Origin of the sequence: Arhodomonas aquaeolei DSM 8974, from assembly GCF_000374645.1 — a bacterium.
Classification (GTDB): Bacteria; Pseudomonadota; Gammaproteobacteria; order Nitrococcales; family Nitrococcaceae; genus Arhodomonas; species Arhodomonas aquaeolei.
Genome location: NZ_KB894802.1, coordinates 206584 through 226171, shown reverse-complemented (window position 1 = coordinate 226171; position 19588 = coordinate 206584). Strand labels below are relative to the sequence as shown.

Annotated in this window: 20 protein-coding genes; all 20 read right to left on the bottom strand. The window is 68.9% G+C overall.

Going from position 1 to position 19588, the window contains the following annotated elements; translation table 11 throughout:
* Positions 1–6: 6 nt before the first annotated feature.
* Entirely contained in the window at positions 7–2115 is a 2109-nt protein-coding gene (gene flhA, locus C516_RS0105605) for a flagellar biosynthesis protein FlhA (protein ID WP_018717378.1), read from the bottom strand.
* A 9-nt stretch (positions 2116–2124) separates the two neighbouring features.
* Positions 2125–3270: a flagellar biosynthesis protein FlhB gene (gene flhB, locus C516_RS0105600; RefSeq protein WP_018717377.1), complete on the bottom strand. Its 1146-nt coding sequence runs from the start codon at positions 3268–3270 to the stop codon at positions 2125–2127.
* Between the two features lie 99 nt (positions 3271–3369).
* Positions 3370–4146 (bottom strand): flagellar biosynthetic protein FliR, encoded by a 777-nt coding sequence (gene fliR, locus C516_RS0105595; protein WP_018717376.1) that lies wholly within the window; start codon positions 4144–4146, stop codon positions 3370–3372.
* Positions 4143–4412, bottom strand: coding sequence for a flagellar biosynthesis protein FliQ (gene fliQ / locus C516_RS0105590; protein ID WP_018717375.1), 270 nt, complete (start codon positions 4410–4412; stop codon positions 4143–4145). The genes fliR and fliQ overlap by 4 nt, the downstream gene beginning before the upstream one ends.
* A gap of 40 nt (positions 4413–4452) precedes the next feature.
* Complete coding sequence (gene fliP / locus C516_RS0105585) at positions 4453–5205, bottom strand: flagellar type III secretion system pore protein FliP (protein ID WP_018717374.1); 753 nt, start codon at positions 5203–5205, stop codon at positions 4453–4455.
* A complete protein-coding gene (gene fliO / locus C516_RS0105580; RefSeq protein ID WP_018717373.1) occupies positions 5202–5609 on the bottom strand; it encodes a flagellar biosynthetic protein FliO in 408 nt (135 codons plus the stop codon). Before fliO ends, fliP begins: the two co-directional genes overlap by 4 nt.
* Positions 5606–6115 carry a flagellar motor switch protein FliN gene (gene fliN / locus C516_RS0105575; protein WP_018717372.1) on the bottom strand — a complete coding sequence of 170 codons (510 nt, stop codon included), beginning with the start codon at positions 6113–6115 and terminating at the stop codon, positions 5606–5608. The genes fliO and fliN overlap by 4 nt, the downstream gene beginning before the upstream one ends.
* A complete protein-coding gene (gene fliM, locus C516_RS0105570) occupies positions 6108–7133 on the bottom strand; it encodes a flagellar motor switch protein FliM (protein WP_018717371.1) in 1026 nt (341 codons plus the stop codon). The genes fliN and fliM overlap by 8 nt, the downstream gene beginning before the upstream one ends.
* Positions 7134–7148: 15 nt before the next feature.
* Positions 7149–7694 (bottom strand): flagellar basal body-associated FliL family protein, encoded by a 546-nt coding sequence (locus C516_RS0105565; protein WP_018717370.1) that lies wholly within the window; start codon positions 7692–7694, stop codon positions 7149–7151.
* Between the two features lie 109 nt (positions 7695–7803).
* Complete coding sequence (locus tag C516_RS20400; protein WP_018717369.1) at positions 7804–8853, bottom strand: flagellar hook-length control protein FliK; 1050 nt, start codon at positions 8851–8853, stop codon at positions 7804–7806.
* Positions 8853–9314, bottom strand: coding sequence for a flagellar export protein FliJ (gene fliJ, locus C516_RS0105555; protein ID WP_240466041.1), 462 nt, complete (start codon positions 9312–9314; stop codon positions 8853–8855). The genes C516_RS20400 and fliJ overlap by 1 nt, the downstream gene beginning before the upstream one ends.
* Before the next feature lie 12 nt (positions 9315–9326).
* On the bottom strand, positions 9327–10685 hold the full coding sequence (gene fliI / locus C516_RS0105550; RefSeq protein WP_018717367.1) for a flagellar protein export ATPase FliI: 1359 nt from the start codon (positions 10683–10685) through the stop codon (positions 9327–9329).
* Positions 10678–11394, bottom strand: a complete 717-nt coding sequence (locus tag C516_RS18680) for a FliH/SctL family protein (RefSeq protein ID WP_018717366.1) — start codon at positions 11392–11394, stop codon at positions 10678–10680. The genes fliI and C516_RS18680 overlap by 8 nt, the downstream gene beginning before the upstream one ends.
* Positions 11391–12377 (bottom strand): flagellar motor switch protein FliG, encoded by a 987-nt coding sequence (gene fliG / locus C516_RS0105540; RefSeq protein ID WP_018717365.1) that lies wholly within the window; start codon positions 12375–12377, stop codon positions 11391–11393. The genes C516_RS18680 and fliG overlap by 4 nt, the downstream gene beginning before the upstream one ends.
* Positions 12378–12383: 6 nt before the next feature.
* A complete protein-coding gene (gene fliF / locus C516_RS18675) occupies positions 12384–14213 on the bottom strand; it encodes a flagellar basal-body MS-ring/collar protein FliF (RefSeq protein WP_018717364.1) in 1830 nt (609 codons plus the stop codon).
* Positions 14214–14227: 14 nt separating this feature from the next.
* Entirely contained in the window at positions 14228–14563 is a 336-nt protein-coding gene (fliE, locus tag C516_RS0105530) for a flagellar hook-basal body complex protein FliE (RefSeq protein ID WP_026320970.1), read from the bottom strand.
* 848 nt (positions 14564–15411) lie between these two features.
* Positions 15412–16821 carry a sigma-54 dependent transcriptional regulator gene (locus tag C516_RS0105525; RefSeq protein WP_018717362.1) on the bottom strand — a complete coding sequence of 470 codons (1410 nt, stop codon included), beginning with the start codon at positions 16819–16821 and terminating at the stop codon, positions 15412–15414.
* A 508-nt stretch (positions 16822–17329) separates the two neighbouring features.
* Complete coding sequence (locus C516_RS0105520; protein ID WP_018717361.1) at positions 17330–17674, bottom strand: flagellar protein FliT; 345 nt, start codon at positions 17672–17674, stop codon at positions 17330–17332.
* Complete coding sequence (gene fliS, locus C516_RS0105515) at positions 17661–18083, bottom strand: flagellar export chaperone FliS (protein ID WP_018717360.1); 423 nt, start codon at positions 18081–18083, stop codon at positions 17661–17663. The genes C516_RS0105520 and fliS overlap by 14 nt, the downstream gene beginning before the upstream one ends.
* 71 nt (positions 18084–18154) lie before the next feature.
* Positions 18155–19582 carry a flagellar filament capping protein FliD gene (gene fliD / locus C516_RS0105510; RefSeq protein WP_018717359.1) on the bottom strand — a complete coding sequence of 476 codons (1428 nt, stop codon included), beginning with the start codon at positions 19580–19582 and terminating at the stop codon, positions 18155–18157.
* Between the last annotated feature and the right edge of the window lie 6 nt (positions 19583–19588).

The window sequence follows — 19588 nt, the reverse complement described above, 5'->3', positions numbered from 1 at the left end:
ACCGGGTCAGCCCGCCTGCGAGACCTCCTGCTGTCCCACCGTGGCGACGACCCGGACCTCCCGTTCGTCGGGTATCTCGTTGTAGGAAAGCACGTGCAGTCCGGGACTCGCGTGCCGCGTGAGCCGGTAGAGCCAGCTCCTGAGTCCCGGCGAGGTGAGCAGCACCGCGGGCTGACCGCTCATCTCCTGGCGCCGGGCACTCTGGGTCAGCGAGCGCTGCAGACGCTCGGCGAGCCCCGGCTCGAAGCCGGCGGCCCCCTCGGATACCCCCTGGATAGTGTCTTGCAACAACTGTTCCAGCTGTGGCTCCAGCGTAATCACCGGCAGCTCGCCGTTGATGCCGGAGATCCCCTGGACGATCATCCGGCCCAGGGCCTCGCGCACGATCTGCGTGAGCTGCTGCGGGTCCTGAACCCGCGGGCCGTGCTCCGCCAGGGTCTCGACGATGGAGCGCATATCCCGCAGCGGCACCCGCTCCGAGAGCAGGTTCTGGAGGACCTTGGTGACCACCGACAGCGACAGGGTGGTCGGAACCAGCTCCTCGACCAGCTTGGGCTGCTGGCGCGCGAGCATGTCCAGCAGCTTCTGGGTCTCGTCGTGGCCGAGCAGCTGGTGGGCGTTGTCCTGGACGACCTGGCTGAGATGGGTGGCAACCACGGTGCTGCTGTCAACCACGGTGTAGCCCAGGCTCTGGGCATAGTCGCGCTGATTGGCGTCGATCCAGACCGCCTCCAGGCCGAAGGCGGGATCCCGCGTCGGCGCACCGTCTAGTCGACCGGACACGGTCCCCGGATTGATCGCCAGCTCCCGGCCGGGCTGGACCTCGGCCTCGCCCACGGGCACCCCCAGGACGCTGATCCGGTAGGCGTTCGGGGCAAGATCGAGGTTGTCACGGATGTGCACCGACGGCACCAGAAAGCCGAGGTCCTGGGAAACCTTCTTGCGCACACCCTTGATCCGGGTGAGCAGCTGGCCGTCCTGGTTACGGTCCACCAGCGGGATCAGCCCGTAGCCCACCTCCAGACCGACGGTATCCACCGGCGGCACGTCCTCCCAGGTGAGCTCGCGCTGCTCCGGCCGCGACGCCTCCGCCTCCTGACCCGCCGGCGCCGGTGTCTCCGCCGCCGCGGTCTCCTCCTCCCGGCGCTTCTGCCACCAGGCCCCCCCCAGGCACAGACCGCCGAGGAGCAGGAAGGTGAGGTTCGGCATGCCCGGGATCAGGCCGATTGAGGCGACGATGCCGCCGCTGATCAGCAGCACGCGGCGGTTACTGAACAGCTGCGAGAGCACGGCGCCGGCCATGTCCTGGGACGACGACACGCGGGTGACGAGGATGGCCGTGGCCGTGGAGAGCACCAGTGACGGGATCTGCGCGACCAGGCCGTCGCCGATGGTGAGCAGGGTGTAGTTCTGCATCGCCTGGCCCGCCGGCATATCGTGCTGGAGCACGCCCACCGCCAGGCCGCCGATGATGTTGATGAACAGGATCAGGATGCCGGCGATGGCGTCGCCGCGCACGAACTTGCTGGCGCCGTCCATGGAGCCGTAGAAGTCCGCCTCCTGGGCGACGTCCTCGCGCCGCTCCTTCGCCTGCTGCTGGTCGATGATGCCGGCGTTGAGGTCGGCGTCGATGGCCATCTGCTTGCCGGGCAGCGCGTCCAGGGTGAAGCGCGCGCTGACCTCGGAGACGCGCCCGGCACCCTTGGTCACCACCACGAAGTTGATGATCACCAGGATCGCGAAGACCACCAGGCCCACCGCGTAGTTGCCGCCGATGACGAACGAGCCGAAGGACTCGATCACGTTGCCCGCCGCGCCCGGACCGGTGTGCCCTTCGATCAGCACCACCCGGGTGGAGGCGACGTTGAGGGCCAGACGCAGCAGCGTCGCCACCAGCAGCACCGTGGGGAACGCCGCGAAGTCCAGCGGGCGATGGCTGTAGACCGTCACCAGCAGGATCACCAGGCTCAACACGATGTTGAAGGTGAACAACAGGTCCAGCGCCAGCGGCGGCAGGGGCACCACCATCATCGCCAGCAGCGCGATGAGCAGTGCCGGCGTGCCGAGCCCGGTGACCCCGAAGCGCCGCCAGTTGCGAGAGATTACCGCCGCCATGTCCGTGCCTTACTCCTGTGCCGCGCCGCGCCGCGCGTACTGCCTGAATTCCTCGGGGACCTCCGGCGCCGGGGGCGGCCCGCCCGCCGTACCCCGCCGCAGCCGGAAGATGTAGGCGAGCACCTGGGCCACCGCCAGGTAGAGGCCCGCCGGGATCTCGTCGTCTATGTCCGTGGTGTGATAGAGCGCCCGTGCGAGCTGCGGCGCCTCGAACAGCGGCACCCGGTGCTCGCCGGCGAGCTCGCGGATGCGCCGGGCGAGCTGGTCACCTCCCTTGGCGACCACCCGCGGCGCGCGCATGTTCGCGCCGTCGTAACGCAGCGCCACCGCGAAATGGGTGGGGTTGGTGACCACCACGTCCGCCTCGGGCACCGCCTCCATCATCCGTCCCCGGGCCAGCTCCTGCTGGAGCTGGCGGATACGGCCCTTGACCTCGGGCTTGCCCTCGGTGTCCTTGAACTCGTCCTTGACCTCCTGCTTGGTCATGCGCAGCTTCTTGGTGTGGTCCCAGATCTGGTAGGGGATATCCACCGCCGCGATGAGGATCAGCGAGACGGAGAGAACGAGGAAGGTGCCGAAGAACAGGTCGGCCGCCTGCGCCGCGCCCGCGGCCAGCGGCATGCCCGTGAGCGCCTGGAAGTCGCGGAGCTGGACCTTCAGCATCACCACCCCCACTGTCCCCACCACCGTGATCTTGGCCAGCGCCTTGCCGAGCTCCACCAGGCCATTGACGCCGAATATCCGCTTGAATCCCTTGAGGGGACTGATCTTCTCGAGCTTCGGCGCCAGCGCCTTGCCGCTGAACGACCAGCCACCCAGCGCCACCGGCGCCACCAGGTTGACCGCGAGCATGATCAGCGCGAACGGCGCCACCACGAGGATGCCCTGGATGATCGCCTCCTCGAACATGCGCACGGGAGCATTCGGGTCGAAGGCGGCGGCGCGGTCGACGGCGAGGTTGCCGCGCAGCAGCGCGTCCAGGCCATCGGCCATATAGCCGCCGAGCCCTAGCAGCCCCACCGCGGCGGCGAGCATGGCGAGGGTGGTGCTCAGCTCCCGCGATCGCGGGACCTGACCCTTTTCCTTTGCGTCCCGCCGCCGCTTTTCGGTCGGCTCTTCGGTTTTTTCCTGCCCGTCCGGGGTTTCCTCGGCCATCCCCGCCTCGCGATACGTACCGTCCCGGTACCGGGCAAGCAGGTTTCGTACCAGTGCACGGACAACGTGCTTACACCCGCCGGCGGCGGACGGGGGGGGTCAGGCGCCGAGAATCTGGCGGATGGTGTCGAAGGCCTGGCGCCAGATGGCTGACATGCGCTGGGGCATCGAGGGGAGCACGAGGGTGAGCAGGATGACGAACCCGGAGAGCATGGTGATGGGGAAGCCCACCGAGAAGATGTTCATCTGCGGAGCGACGCGGGTCATCACGCCGATGATCATGTTGATCATCAGCAGCGCCGCCATTGCGGGCAGGGCCAACAGCACGGCCCCCGAGAACATGGTCGAGGCGAATGCCACCACCGTGTGGAAATCCTCGGCGGCCAGGCCGCCGGCATCCAGTGGCAGCAGCCGGAAGCTCTCCGCGACCAGCTGAATGAGCACCAGATGGCCGCCGAAGGCGAGAAACAGCAGTGTGAGGATCACCAGCAGGAATTGCGAGAGCACGGGCACGGGCACCCCGGACTGCGGGTCGACCATGGTCGCGAAACCGAGCCCCATGGTCAGCGAGATGCTCTCGCCCGCCACCACCACGGTCTGGAACGCCATCGCCACCAGCAGCCCCATGGCCGCGCCGATAATCACCTGCTGGGCAGCGAGCACCACCGCGGCGGCCGAAAGCGGATCCAGCGCCGGCGCACCGCCGGCCGCCGGCATCACCGCCACCGTCAGTGCCACGCCCAGGAGCACACGGATGCGCACCGGCACCGCCGCGTTGGAGAACACCGGCGCGACCAGCATCATCGCGCCGACACGCACCAGCGGCCAGAGGAACTGGCCGAGCCAGGCGGTGATCTGCGCCGCCTCGAGGTTCACCGGATGAACTGCGGGATGTTGCGGAACAGCCCCTCGGTGAAGTCCATGAGCACGTTGAGCATCCACGGCGAGGCGATGAACAGCGTGAGCGCCAGCACCGCGAGCTTGGGCACGAACGACAGGGTCTGCTCGTTGATCTGGGTCGCCGCCTGGAACATGCCGATGATCAGGCCGGCGGCAAGCGCCGAGAGCAGTATGGGGGCGGCGATGAGGATGGCGACGGTGAGCGCCTCCTTGCCGAGCTGTATCGCGAAAGACGGTTCCATGACTCCCTCCCGGTTGCGCAGCGGCCATTGCCGCCCCGCCTTACCCCGCGGTGAAGCTGCGCGCCAGCGTGCCCATGATCATCGACCAGCCGTCGACGAGCACGAACAGCATGATCTTGAACGGCAGCGAGATGATCATCGGCGAGAGCATGAGCATGCCCATGGACATCAGCGTGCTCGCCACCACCAGGTCGATGACCAGGAACGGCAGGAACAGGATGAAGCCGATCTGGAAGGCGGTCTTGAGCTCACTGGTCACGAACGCGGGCACCAGCACCGTCAACGGGACCGCCTCGGGCCCCTCGACCTGCCCCTCGCCGGAGATATTCAGGAACATGGACAGGTCCTGCTCCCGGGTCTGGGCGAGCATGAAGCCGCGCAACGGCTTCACCGCGGTCTGCATCGCCTCCACCGGTCCCAGCTCATCGGCCATGTAGGGCTGCAGGGCCTGGCTGTTGATCTGCTGGAAGACCGGCTGCATCACGAACAGGGTGAGGAAGAACGCCAGCCCCACCAGCACCTGGTTGGACGGCGTGCTCTGAGTGCCGATGGCGGTGCGCAGGATGGCAAGCACGACGATGATCCGCGTGAATGCCGTCATCATCAGCACGATGGCCGGCAGCAGCGTGAGCAGCGTCATCAGCGCGAGCACCTGGAGACTCAGGCTCCATTGCTCACCGTCTGCGGTCTGCTCGATGGTCAGCGCCGGCATGCCGTCCGCCTGGCCCCAGGCGGCCAGCGGCAGCAGCACCAGCAGCGCGGCGAGCAGCCCCCAGAGCCAGCGTCGGCTCACGACGCCTCCGTATCGCGCATCGCACCCCGCAGGCGCGCGGCGAAGCCGGTCTGTGCCGGCGCCCCGCCACCGTCCACTGGCACAATGGGCTCGTCGAGCACCTGCAGCGTGCGCACCGAGCCCGGGGCCACGCCGATCAGGAGCTGGCGCTCGCCGGCCTGCAACAGCACGACCCGCTCGCGCTGGCCCACGGGCACCGCACCGAGCACGCGCAGCCGCCCGCCGGCGTTACTGCCGAAACGCCCCATCCGCCGCATCCCCCAGGCGAGCACCACGATCAGCGCGAGCACGCCGGCGAGTCCCAGCGTGAGGCGCAGCAGCGCCCCGGTATCCACACCGCTGCCCTCGGCGGCCGCCGCGGCGGCCGGCGCGAGCGACGTCACCGCCGTGAACGCCCGTCTCATTTGAGCTTTCTCACGCGTTCGCTGGGGCTGACAACGTCGGTCAGCCGGATGCCGAAGCGTTCGTTGACCACGACCACCTCGCCATGGGCCACCAGGGTACCGTTGACCATGACGTCCATGGGCTCACCGGCCAGGCGGTCGAGCTCGACCACCGAGCCCTGGTTGAGCTGGAGCAGGTTGCGGATACTGATCTTGGTGCGCCCGATCTCCATGGACAGGGTCACCGGGATATCGAGGATGACGTCGAGATTGACGTCCTCGTCCGCGGGCTTTGCACCGGCGCTGTCCTGGAGATCGTTCAGCGCCGCGCGCTGGAAGGCCTCGTCGGCGGCCGACTGTCCGCCGGGGGCGTCCCCTGCATCATCGCCCGTCTCCCCGGCACCGCCGCCGGCGGTACCGCCCTCGTCGTCGGCGTCGCCATCCTGTACGCCCTGCTCGGCCAGAGCCGCTTCCCACTCGTCACCGAGCTGGCCCTGATCGTCCTGCTGGTTGTCCTCGTCACTCATGCTCTCTGTTCCTCAGCTTGATCAGGCTGTCGCGCTCGGGTACGCGCAGCAACTCCGTGATCTGAACCGCCATGTTGCCGTTCGACTGGCCGAGGCGGCCGCGCAGCACCGGGACCTCGTCCTCGGCGACCACGGTGACCGTCTCGGGCATCTCGATGGGAATGACGTCGCCGGGCTTCATGCGCATGAGATCGCGCAGCCCGATGGTCACGTCGGTGAGCGAGGAGGACAGCTCCACACGGGCCTGCTTCATCTCCTCGCGCAGCGAGCGGATCCAGCGCTCGTCGACCTCGTTGCGGTCACTCTGCACGCCGGCGTCCAGGATCTCGCGCACCGGCTCGATCATGGTGTAGGGCAGCGTTACGTGGAACTCACCGCCGCCGCCGTCCATCTCCACCTGGAACTTGGAGACCACCACCACCTCGGAGGGCGAGACGATGTTGGCGAACTGGGGGTTCACCTCCGAGGAAACGTAATCGAACTCCACCGACAGGATCGGGTTCCAGGCCTCGTAGAGGTCGGCGAACGCCTGATCGAGCACCATGCGGATCACCCGCGTCTCCGTGGGCGTGAACTCGCGGCCCTCGATCTTGGTGAAGTAGCGCCCGTCGCCGCCGAAGAAGTTGTCCACCAGGATGAACACCAGCTTGGGATCCAGGATGCACAGCGCCGTGCCGCGCAGCGGCTGGACCTTGATCAGATTGAGGCTGGTGGGCACGTACAGGGTGTGGACGTACTCGGAGAACTTCATCATCTCCATGCCGCCCACCGAGACCTCCGGGGCCTTGCGCAGCATGTTGAACAGCCCGATGCGGAACAGCCGCGCGAAGCGCTCGTTGATCATCTCCAGCGTGGGCATGCGCCCACGCACGATCCGCTCCTGGCTCTCGAAGTCGAAGGACTTCGCCTGGCCCGGATCGGTATAGGCTTCCTCCTCCTCACCGGCCACGTCCCCGCCGTCTATGCCGTGAAGCAGGGCATCGATCTCGTCCTGGCTCAGGATGTCCTGATCACTCATCGCGCGGATCCGCCGTCACTGGAGAATGAAGGAGGTGAAATACACCGCTTCCACCTGCCCCTCGATACCGTGGTTCGAGAGCACTTCGTTCACCGCCTCCCGGGCCTTCGCCCGAAGCTGCTCCTTGCCGGCGCGGTTGTCCAGGGTGTCGTAGTCCTGATCGCCGAAGAGCAGGATGAGGTTGTTGCGCACCACCGGCATGTGGGTCTTGACCGCGTCGAGCACCGCCTGGTCGCGGGCCATGAGCTCCACGCCCACCTGCAGGTAGCCGCTGCGCTGCTCGCCGCTGAAGTTCACCACGATCGGCGGCTCCAGCGGCAGATACAGCGCCGGCTTGGGCTCGGGCTCCTTCTGGGCGCCGTCCTGGGCATCGCCCTCCGCCGCGGCCGCCTCGGCCGCCTGGTCGCCGCCGACGACGCCGGTGAAGTACAGCGCCGCCACCGTGCCGCCACCGATGAGCAGCAGGCCCAGCATGATGACCAGGATCAGGACCAGCTTGGACAGGCCCGACTGCCGGCCCGGCGAGGCGGGCGGGACGCGCCCGGAGACGTTCGTCGGCATTCCTTATCCCCCTGTTGATTCGTTCAGCGCGCCGGCGCTGGCGGTGTTCTGCGGACCGGCCGGCAAGGATACGCCGCCACCCGGCGCAAACCAATTCCGCACCGCACGCTCAAACGTAATGGTCCACGAGGCCGTTGCCGCCGATCAGGCCGCCGTTGTCCTGACGGATCTCCGAGGCGCCCGGACCGCTGCCCTGGCCGCCGCCGTCGCCGGAGTGACCGCCGTCGGCGCCAGCGCCCCCGTCGCCAAAGGCCTGGGCGTTGCCGCCCTCGGCGCTGCCGTCACGCACCGAGACCTCGACCCCCGAGAACCCGTTGTCCGCCAGCATCGCCCGCAGCCGCGCGCTGTCCGCCATCAGGGCGTCCCGGGTGCCCGCGTGGTGGGCGACGATGGACACGCTGGTGCGGTCGTCACGGGTCGACACGGAGATCTCCAGCGGACCCAGATCCGGCGGGTCCAGCGTGACCCGGGCATTCTGGGTGCCGTTGTTCACCATCCAGGTGACCTGATCGGCCACGCCGCGGGTGAAACCGGGCTGCCCCACCGGGGTCGAGAGCTGCAGCGTCGGCGTCGCGTTGCCGCCGCGGCTCGCGGCGGCGCGGGTATCCACGCTGCCGAGCAGCGCGTCGAACCCGCCGTCGCGGCTGTTACTGTCGTCCGGCGCACTCCCCCCTGCCCCGAGCCCCTGGAGCAGCTGGGAGAGGCGGTCACCGGCATTCTGGCCACCCTTGCCGGCGGCAACGGCGCGCTGCAGGGCGTCGGCACCGTCGCCGTTGCTCCCGCCGGCCTGCTGTGCCGAGACCAGGGCCGCGATCCAGGCACCGATGTCCATGCCGGTACCATCGTCGTCACTGCCGTCGCCATCGACATCGGCCTCCAGACCGGCGAGCTGGCCCGCCAGGGCGTCGGCGTCCAGCCCCGTGCCACCGGCGTCCTGGCCGGCGAGCAGGGCAAGCAACTGCTCACGGCTGAGACCGGCACCGTCCTCGCCGGCGAGCAGATCGCGGATCTGCTCCTTGCTCAGCCGCCGTCCGGTGGCGGCCTCGATGGCCTCGCCGAGGCGGGTCTCGAAGGCGTCGCCCCCGGCGCCGGCGCCCGCCTGGGCCGCCGTGCCCGGCGATGCGCCGGTGGTCTCCGTTGAAAGCTTGATCGACTGCATCAGTTCCTCCCCCCGTCACGGGCACCGCCGCGGCGCACACGCTGGGCAAAGTCGTCGTTCTCCCGCTGTTCCCGGCCGGCCTCGCGCCGGCGCTCCTCGCCGCGGTAGCGCTCGACCAGGGTGTCGAGTGCCCGGGCATCCCCCCAGGACTTCAGCCACTGCTCGCGCAGGGCGGTCACCTCCGCCTCGACCGCCTCCACGGTCTGGCGCTGCTGGCGCACCGCCGTGTCGATACGTGCCATGAAGGCGTTGTAGTCACGCAGCCTGTGGGCGTCCATCCCCGCCTGGCCGGAGACCGCGAAGCGCTGCTCGTACTCCCGACGGAAACCCTGGAGCTGGGCGAGGCGTTCGCGCTCCTGCTCGGCGTCGTCCCGGCGGCCGGCGAGACGGCGCGCATCCTCCCGCGCCCGTTCACCGGCGAGACGCTGGATGGGCTGCATGCGTTCGCTACGTCGTGTCAATGGCATCCCCTCTTAGGCAAGACTCGCCCCCGTGTCCTCGCCGATGAGGTCGTGCAGCTCGGCAACGGCGTCCCGGAACGAAACGGCCTCGCCGATATCCTGACCGAGAAACCGCATGATGGACGAGTGATAGGCGATCGCCTCGTCCACGGACGCGTCGCTGCCGTGCTGGTAGGCACCGACGTTGATGAGGTCCTCGTTGCGCCGGTAGGTGGCATAGAGCCGCCGCAGGCGCTGACTCGCGCGTACGTGCGCGTCGTCGGTGATGTTGAGCATCGCCCGGCTCGCGGACGCCTCGATGTCGATGGCCGGGTAGTGGCCGCTCTCGGCGAGCGAGCGCGAGAGCACGATGTGCCCGTCGAGGATCGCGCGGGCGGAATCGGCCACCGGGTCCTGCTGGTCATCGCCCTCGGTGAGCACCGTATAGAAGGCGGTGATCGAACCCTCGCCCCGACCGGCGTTGCCGGCGCGCTCGACGAGCTGGGGCAGGCGCGCGAACACCGACGGTGGATAGCCCTTGGTCGCCGGCGGCTCGCCGATGGCCAGTCCGATCTCGCGCTGGGCCTGGGCGTAGCGGGTCAGCGAGTCCATGAGCAGGAGCACGCGCAGGCCCTGGTCGCGGAAGTACTCGGCGATGCTGGTGGCGAGCATGGCCCCGTGCATGCGCATCAGCGGCGAGGTGTCCGCCGGCGCTGCCACCACCGCGGAGCGCGCCAGCCCTTCCTCGCCGAGGATGTCCTCGATGAACTCCTTGACCTCCCGGCCGCGCTCGCCGATGAGCCCCACCACCACGACGTCGGCGTTGGTGTAGCGGGTCATCATGCCGAGCAGCACGCTCTTGCCCACGCCGCTGCCCGCGAACAGGCCCATACGCTGGCCCTGGCCCACGGTAAGCAGCGCGTTGATCGCGCGGATGCCCACATCCAGGGGCTCACGGATGGGGGCACGCCCCAGCGGGTTGATCGAGCGACCGGCGAGGGGCATGCGTGCCGGCGCCTCCGGCGCGGGACGGTCGTCCAGCGGCTCACCGCCGCCATCGAGCACGCGCCCGAGCAGATCGGGACCAACGTGCGCCGCGAGGGCCTCCTCACGGGGGAGCACCCGTGCGTTCGGGGTCACCCCGTGGAGCGCGCCGGTGGGCATCAGGAACAGCCGCCCCTCGGCAAAGCCGACCACTTCCGCCTCAACGCTGTGATCGCCGTGCCCGAAAATCTCGCAGCGCGAGCCCACCGGGGCCTCGCAGCCCTCGGCCTCCAGGGTGAGTCCGATCATCCGGCGCAACCGCCCCTCAACGACGGGGTCCGGCCGCCGCAGTCCGTCGCGCCGGGCGGCGAGGCGCCCGGCCCAGTCCACGCGGCGGGCCTCAGTCATCGTCCGCCTCCCCGGCTGGATCCGCCCCGCCCTCCGCGGCCGTGTCACCGTCCCGGCCGTCGCCGAGCAGCGAGGCCGCGACGTTGGCGATCCGGGTCTCCAGCCGCGCGTCCACGTGGGAAGCACCGCTGTCCACCAGGCAGCCACCCCGGTTGACCGACGGATCCTCAACGATCCGCCATTCACCCTCGACGCCGGCATCGCGGAGCACGGCGGCATCGTCCGGATGCACCCTCAGGCGCACCTCACGGTTGTCCAGCGGCAGCTCCGCCACCGCCTCGCGCACCACGCCGACGATCTCGCCGTGCTGGGTGACGATTTCCCGGCGGATGACCTGCCGGGCCACCGCCAGGGCGAGCTCGGCGAGCCCCTGCTCCACCTCGGCGTCCATCTCCGCGGCTGGGGCCTGGAGCGAATCGAGCAGGGCCTGGAGCTCGCCGGCACGGCGTTTGATCTCCGCCTGCCCCTGGTCCAGGCCCGCCTGCCGGCCCTCGGCGAAGCCCTTTTCGTAGCCTTCGCGGCGCCCCTCCCGCGCGGCCTCGGCACGCGCCTCGGCCTGCATCCGTTCGATCTCCTCGACGCTCGGCATCTCCGGCGCCGGCTCGGTGGCCTCGTCGCGCCGGTTGCCCGCCATATCGGGGATCTCCCACGCACTGGCGACACCCGTGTCGTTCTCCTCGGCCCAGATCGGGCGGATACGCTCGCTCATACAAAGGACTCCCCACCGCCGCCGAGCATGATCTGGCCCTCATCGGCAAGCCGCCGCGCCACGGTAAGGATTTCCTTCTGCGCCTGCTCGACCTCGCTGACGCGCACCGGCCCCTTGGCCTCGAGATCGTCCTGGAGCATCTCGGCGGCGCGCTTGGAGAGGTTGCGCATGACCTTGTCCTTGACCCGGTCGTCCGCGCCCTTGAGCGCGAGCACGAGGATGTCCGTGCCGACCTCGCGCAGCAGCAGCTGCACGCCGCGGTCGTCGACGTCGGCGAGGTCGTCGAACACGAACATGAGGTCCTGGATCTGGTCGCCGAGCTCGCTGTCGGCGGTCTGGATATGCTCCATGACGTCGCTCTCAACGCTGGAGTCGAGGTAGTTCATGATGTTCGCCGCCGACTGTGCCCCGCCGATGGACGACGACTTGATCCGCTGCTTGCCGGAGAATTGACGCTCCATGATCTCGTCGAGCTCCTGCAGCGCGGCGGGCTGGATGCTCTCCAGGGTGGCGATACGCATGACGATGTCGTGGCGGATACGATCCGGCAGCTCCGCGAGCACCTGCGCGGCCTGGTCGGCGTCCAGGTAGGCAAGCACGATGGCGATGATCTGCGGGTGTTCCAGGCGCACCATCTCCGCGATCGTGCGTGGATCGAGCCACTTGAGCTGCTCCAGGCCGCGGGTGTTGCCGCCCATGAGGATGCGGTCGATGATGCTGCCGGCGCGGTCCTCGCCCAGGGCCTTGACCAGCACCGAGCGGATGTAGTCGGTGTTGCCGATGCCCAGCGACGTCTGCTCCTCGACGGTGGTGACGAAGTCGTTGAGGACCTTGTTGACCTGATCCTTGGAGACGTTTTCCAGGCTCGACATGGCTAGTCCCAGCTGCTGGACTTCCCGCGGGCCCAGGTGCTGCATGATCTCGGCCGCCTCGTTCTCGCCGAGGGTCATGAGAAATATCGCCGCGCGCTCCGCACCCGTCATGCCGTGCTACTCGCTGCTGCCTTCCGGACTGAGCCAGCTCTTGATGACGTTCGCCGCCAGTGCCGGCTCGCTACTGGCCATCTCGCGTGCCGCCTGCACGCGCTGCTCGTACTCCTCGCTGCCCCGGCTGCCACCGCCGCTCTCGACCTGTCGCTGGGCCCGCTCGGCCATAAGCTGCGCCTGCTCAGCACCCTGCCCCTCGAGCTGCGCGCTCTGAGCTGCCGCCTCGCCGTCCTCGCGCGCCTCACCGTCGCGGCGCCGGTCGCGTCCGAGCAGGCCCTGGATGAGCGGGCGAATCACTGCCAGGATCAACACCAGCCCCACGATGGTCGCGAGCAGCAACCGCCCGAGCTCCCATACCCAGGGCTGCTCCCAGAGCGGCGGCGACACGTCCGGCGCCTGCTCCACCGGGGCACGGAATTCCGTGCTCACCACGTCCAGTGTATCGCCCCTGCCGGGGTTGAAGCCCACAGCGCGCTGGACCAGCGAGCGGATCTCCTCGAGCTGGTCGGCGGAAAACGGATCGGCCACCGTCTCACCCGCATCATTGGTCGTGGTCGGCTGGTCCAGCAACACCGCCACCGAGAGGCGCTGGATCGTGCCCACCTCGCCCTTGCGGTGGCTGACCACCCGGCTGACTTCGTAGTTGCGGGTCGCGCTCTCGCTGGCGTCCACCACCTGCGTCTGGGCGCCGCCCTGACCGCCCTGGCCGCCCTGGCCGCCCTGGCCGCCCTGGCCGCCCTGACCCTGAGCGTTCGCGCCCTGTTGACCCTGCTGTCCCTGCTGTACAGGGGCCAACTGGCCGCCCGCCGGCGGCTGATTGGTCAGGGCACCGGGGACACCGTTCGGCCCCTCGCCGCGCACGGAACGATCATTGGAAATCTGCTCGCTGCGCAGCGCCGTCTGATCCGGGTCGTAGCGCTCCTCGGTCTGCTCGGTGACCGAAAAGTCAAGCTGCGCATCCACCTGCGCCCGCACCTTGTCCCGGCCCACGATGGGCGCGAGCAGATCGCGAATGCGCTGGACGTAGTTCCGCTCGATACGCCGCTGCTGGGCGAGCTGCTCACCGCTGGCCTCGGCACCGTTGCCCCCGGACTGCTCGGTGAGCAGCGTGCCGTCCTGATCGACCACTGAAACACGCTCGGCGCTGAGCTCGGGAACCGCGCCGGCGACGAGGTTGACCACCGCCCGGACCTGGCCGTCGCTAAGCGACCGGCCGGGAAATAGCGTGACGGTTACCGATGCGGTGGGCTTGCGGTCCTCGCTGACGAACGCCGAGCGCTCGGGGATGGCGAGATGCACGCGCGCCGAGCGCACGGCGTTGAGGCTGGTTATGGTGCGGCCGAGCTCGGTCTCCAGCGCCCTGTGGAACCGGGCCGTCTGCAGGAACCGGCTGGTGCCGAAGCCCGGATCCTTGCGCAGGCTCTCGAACCCCACACCACCGGTCTGCGGCAGGCCCTGGGCGGAGAGCGTCATGCGCGCGTCGTAGATGCGATCCATCGGCACCATGATGGCGCCGCTGTTCTCGTCCACCTGGAACGGGATGTTCGCCGTCTGCAGGGCGTCCATCACGGCACTGGCGTCCTCGGCGGGCAGATCCGAGAACAGGGGCCGGTACATGGGCTCCTGCACCCACATCACCAGGCCGACACCGGCGGCGATCGCCACTGCCAGGCCAAGCACCAGCGCGAGCTGACGGAATACCCGGTCGCCCAGGTACTCGCTGATGAGCCGGCCGAGCCGCCCCTGACCGTCGCGCCGCGGTCCCGACCCGGCGGTATCGGTGGCGGGCTGCTGCCCGGGCTGTGTCGTGAGTGCCTGACTCGCCTGCGCCATTGCCGTGCCCTAAGTTACACCTGCATCCGCGATATCTGGCGGTATGCGTCCAGTAGCTGGGTCCGGGTCTCCTTGACCGCAGTGAACGCCACCCGCGACTTCTGCCCCGCCACCATTGCCTCTGCCAGCGAGACGTTGCCGCCCCGGAGGAAGGTGTCGGATTTCTGACTCGCGGTCTGCTGCAGGTCGTTCACGGAACGCAGCGCATCGGTGAGCATCCCCTGGAAGCCCTGCGACGACGAGGCGGTGCCGGTCGCGGTGGCCGCGGCCTCGTTGGACGGTGTGCGCTGGGCCTGCGAGGCCAGGGTGCGCATCTGCGCGAGCACCTGCTGGATACTGGGGTCGGCCATGTTCATTCCCTCCACGGGCATTGGACCTGCCCCGGTGTTGCAAGGGCCGTGCCCACTTTCGAGAACCCCCGTCACGTGCCGGGCAAATCCGGCGCCGGCCGACGCAACGGCTCCGCCCGGAACTGCCGACAGCCGGCCTGTCGGCTGCCAGGAGCAGCCGACCTACCGGCCAAGCCGACCGCGCCGTGCCCCTCTCCCTTCACAGGAGAGGGGTTGGGGAGAAGGTGTGGCTCCCGCCGCCAAGGGTAGGCCGGACACGGCCGCCAGGCCGTGTGCGACATCCCTAACCCCGCTCAGGCGCCCCGAAAGACGTCGCACGCCTGCGGCGCACGACCTACCCATCGTTGTAGGTCGGGCACGGCCGCCAGGCCGTGTGCGACGTCCCTGACCCCGCTCGGGCACCCCGAAAGTCGTCGCACGCCTTCGGCGCACGACCTACCCATCGTTGTAGGTCGGGCACGGCCGCCAGGCCGTGTGCGACATCCCTGACCCCGCTCGGGCGCCCCGAAAGACGTCGCACGCCTGCGGCGCACGACCTACCCACCGTTGTAGGTCGGGCACGGCCGCCAGGCCGTGTGCGACATCCCTGACCCCGCTCGGGCGCCCCGAAAGACGTCGCACGCCTGCGGCGCACGACCTACCCATCGTTGTAGGTCGGGCACGGCCGCCAAGCCGTGTGCGACGTCCCTGACCCCGCTCGGGCGCCCCGAAAGACGTCGCACGCCTGCGGCGCACGACCTACCCACCTTTGTAGGTCGGGCACGGCCAACGGCCGTGTGCGACGTCTTCGGTCAACCCCCCGCCGCCCGGGATATCCGCGAAACGCCATCCTGCTCCCCACACCCCGGTCACGCCGGGCGCGAGGCGGTGTCCTCGCGGTCGATACCATACTTGCGCAGCTTCTCCACGAGGGTCGTGCGACGCAGGTTGAGCAGCTTCGCCGCACGGGCCACGACGCCGTCGGTGGCATCCAGGGCGTCACGAATCAGACGCTGTTCCAGATCGCCGAGCACCTCGCGGAGGTCCATACCGGTCTCCGGATCCAGGGACGGCCAGCCCCCCCCGGCAGCATCCGATTCCACGGCCGCGGCCTCCGCTTCCGGCTCGGGCTCGGGGATGTGCTCGTCCACCGCTTCGAGAAGGCGTTCCGGCAGGTCGTCAACATCCGCCTCCTGCCACGGGTGGAGGATAGCCATGCGCTCGACCAGGTTGGCGAGCTCGCGGACGTTGCCCGGCCAGTGATAGCGCGCGAACAGCGCCAGCGCACGCGGACTGAACGACACGGAGCCCCGGCCGTCACTCTCGATCCGGCGCACGATCTCGTCCACCAGCACCGGGATGTCGGCGACCCGGCGCCGCAACGCCGGCAGCTCGATGGGGAAGACATTGAGGCGATAGTAGAGATCCTCGCGGAACTCGCCGTCGGCGATCCGCCGCTCCAGATCACGGTGGGTGGCCGCGATGATACGCACGTCCGCCTCGATGCTGCGATTGGAGCCCACCCGTTCGAAGGTGCGCTCCTGAAGCACGCGGAGGAGCTTGACCTGCATGTGCAGGCTCATGTCGCCGATCTCGTCGAGGAACAGCGTGCCCCCCTGGGCGAGCTCGAAACGGCCCTGGCGCGCCGAGATAGCACCGGTAAACGCACCTTTCTCGTGACCGAAGAGCTCGCTCTCCAGCAGGTCCGCGGGAATAGCGCCGCAGTTGACGGGTACAAACGGCTTGTCAGCCCGCCCGGACTGGGCGTGGATCTGCTGCGCCACCACCTCCTTGCCGGTGCCGGACTCGCCGAGGACCAGAACGCTGGCCTCGCTCGCGGCGACCTGCTCGATAAGCCGCCCGACGCGCTGCATGGTCCGGCTCTCGCCGACGAGCCGCGGCACCGCATCCCGCGCTCCCTCGGCGGGTCTCGCGGGCTGGCCGAGGACCTTCTGCATCGCCGACTGGAACTCCTGGCGGCGCAATGGCAATTGCAGGGTACCGACCACATTGGCACCACGGCTCAGCGCACTGCCCCGCTCCACCCCGACCAGGTAGGCCGGCACGCCGGGCAGGCGCTCCCACTGCGCGTTCAGCAGCTCGGCCCCTGAATCGTCGCCCCCGACGACAAGGCACAGCGCGGGATCGACCTCACCGAGCACGCCGTCGAACTCCGCCGGATGGGCCACACAGCGCGCCGTGTGCCCGACGAATTCCACGACAGCGCAGACGCCAGCAGCCCGCTCGGCGTCCGCGTCGAGCACCAGAACATTCGCCATTGCATTGCCCCGTTCATCAGAAGGGCCACCCCCTCAGGCGGCCTTGTTGTTCTTCCGGGGTGAGACACGTCCGCCTTCTTGTGTGCGCCGGTTCTCACCCGGGGCTAGAGTTCAGCAGTTCGAGAACCCGGCGTCAATGAACCGACGATCAAAGGACGCACCGTCACCAGGTGTCGACGCCCTGACACCCCGGTCGTGCGCCGCCTCCGTTGGTGCCGTGTCGCGCGTCGGCGGGAGCTGTCGCACACGGCCTACCGGACGGTTCGGTAGGTCGTGCGCCGAAGGCGTGCGACGTCTCGGGTAGCGCCGTGTCGCGCATCGGCGGGAGCTGTCGCACACGGCCTCACGGCCGTGCACGACCTACCGGACGGTTCGGTAGGTCGTGCACCGAAGGCGTGCGACGTCTCGAGTAGCGCCGTGTCGCGCGTCGGCGGGAGCTCTCGCACACGGCCTGCGGCCGTGCACGACCTACCCGCGGTTCCCGAAGGCGGGCAACGTCTCTTGGGGCTCAGCGGGAAAAGCGGCGGTAGGCGTCGGCCGCCTGGCGCCCGCGCTGGGACTCCTCCAGCATGCGGGCGGCCTCGTCGCGGTGGGCACGGGCGAGCTCGATCAGCGACTCGTCGAGCTCAAGCACCCGGCGGACGCAGTCCGCGACCACCGGGGCGGCATCGTGGGGAACCGGGGTGGCAAAGAGCTCGCGGGAAAGCTCCTGGCGTTCAGCCTCGCGTTCGGCAAAGCCGACCCAGTCACCCGCCTCACCGAAGGTGCGCATCTCACGGGTGAGCGCCAGCAGCCGCCGCGCGATGCGTTCGCGCTCCGCGGCCGCGGCGGCATCGCCGTCAGACGGCGCCACCGGCCTGGGCGTTTTGCTGTCCGGGGGCATTGCGTGCCTCTGCCGGGATTCCGTCCCAGCCTTCCTTGATCTCGCGGAGCAGGGTCGCGACCTCGTCCAGCGCCGTCAAGTCATTATGCGCGTTGGCCGCCACCAGGCGCCGCTGCATATACTCGTACAGCGAATCCAGGTTGCTCGCCAGCTCTCCACCCTCTTCATGATTCAGACTGGCTCGCAGACCGTCGAGGATCCCGATCGCCTTGCCGATACGCTCGCCCTTCACCGCGACATCGCCACGCTCCATCGCGCCGCGGGCCTGGGCTACACGCTCCAGACCACCGTTGAACAGCATCGCTGTCAGCTGCCAGGGATCAGCGTAGTTCGCACCGCTGCGATCCACCTGCTGGTAGGCGTTAACGCCGTAAGTCATCTGCCGCTACCTCTGTCGTACCCCGTGTGCCCCGCTCCGGGGCGTCTGTTTCAAACGAACGCCAGTCGGCGCTAGTTGTCCCCGTTGGTGCTGATGTAGCCCGGCAGGCTCTTCAGCCCCTGGGTCAGCTGGCTCTGCATGCTGTCCATGTCCGAGACGATCTGGTCCATGGCAATAAACTGGTCGAGATACCGCTGCTGGAGGTTGGACATGCGCCGGTCCAGGTCGTCGCGCTGGTCGGCGATACGATCGAGCCGGTCCTGCAGCCCGTCGGTGCGGCTGCTGATGAGCCCGTTATCGCCGAGATACGAATCGGCGATCTCCTCCAGCCGGCCCGCGACCCCGCCGGAATCCGCCGTGAACAGCTCCGCGACACCTTTCGGATTGTCCTCCAGGGCGGCGTTGAGACGCTCCTCGTCGATACTCAGCTGGCCGTCGCGACCAACCCCCAGGCCGAGATCCGCGAGGCTGCGGAGATCGCCCTCGACACCCTCGACGGGACTGGTCACGCCCTGGCGGACCTGCGTCTGCAGCCCGCGGGCGGTGGCATCCCCAAGCAGCACAGAGGCCTCGCCACTGGCCTTGTCGTAGCTGGTCAGCTGGCTGATGGTCTGCATCAGGGTGTTGTAGCCCTTGACCATATCCTCCAGCGCGGACTTAACGCCGCTGTCGTCACGGCCCACGGTGAGTGTCTGGGTCTCGCCCGGCGCAGAGGACGCCAGGTCGATGGTCACACCGGGGATCACGTCGTCGATGCTGTTGCTCGAACGCGTCGCGGTCTGACCATCCACCTGGATCACCGCGTCCTCGGCGGTCTGGGTCTCGGTGAGGTTGCTCACGCCGGAGTCATAACGCAGTGCCGACAGGCCGGCGGCGTCCGTGTCGTCGCCGTCTCCGTCACCACTGACGCCGACGGTAATCGTGTTCTCGGTACCCGGGTCGTCCGCGGTGAGTACCAGGCGCGATTCGGTGTTGCCGCTGCTGTCGTCGACGTTGATGATGCTTGCGGTCACGCCGCCGTCGGCGTCGTTGATGGCGTCCCGAATGCCGGCCAGGGTGTTGTCGCCGCTGCCGATCTTGACGTCGAACGAGGAACCACCGACACCGATACTCAGCGTGCCCGTGCCGACGGTAGAGTCCTCACTCCATCCCATGTCGCCGGCACTGGCGAGCTTCTGCGGGCTCGCCATCTTCGTGACCTCGATGGAGTAGGATCCGGTCTGCGCGGTCGAATCCGCCGAGGCAGTGAACACCTCGGAATCCGATGAGCTCGCGCTTCGCTGCCCGAAGGTATCGACCTTCTGCAGCCCCTGGATGCTATCGCTGAAGCTCGACAGGGCCGATTTCAGCGCGCCATAGGCCGAGAGCTTGGTCTGATAGGTCTCCTCTTTCGAGGAGAGCCGCGACTCGGCCGGCTCGCGCTCGGCGGACACGAGATCGGAAACTGTCTGGTTGATGTCCAGGCCGGAGCCGATTCCCAGGCTGGTGAGCGTTGACATGGGGCT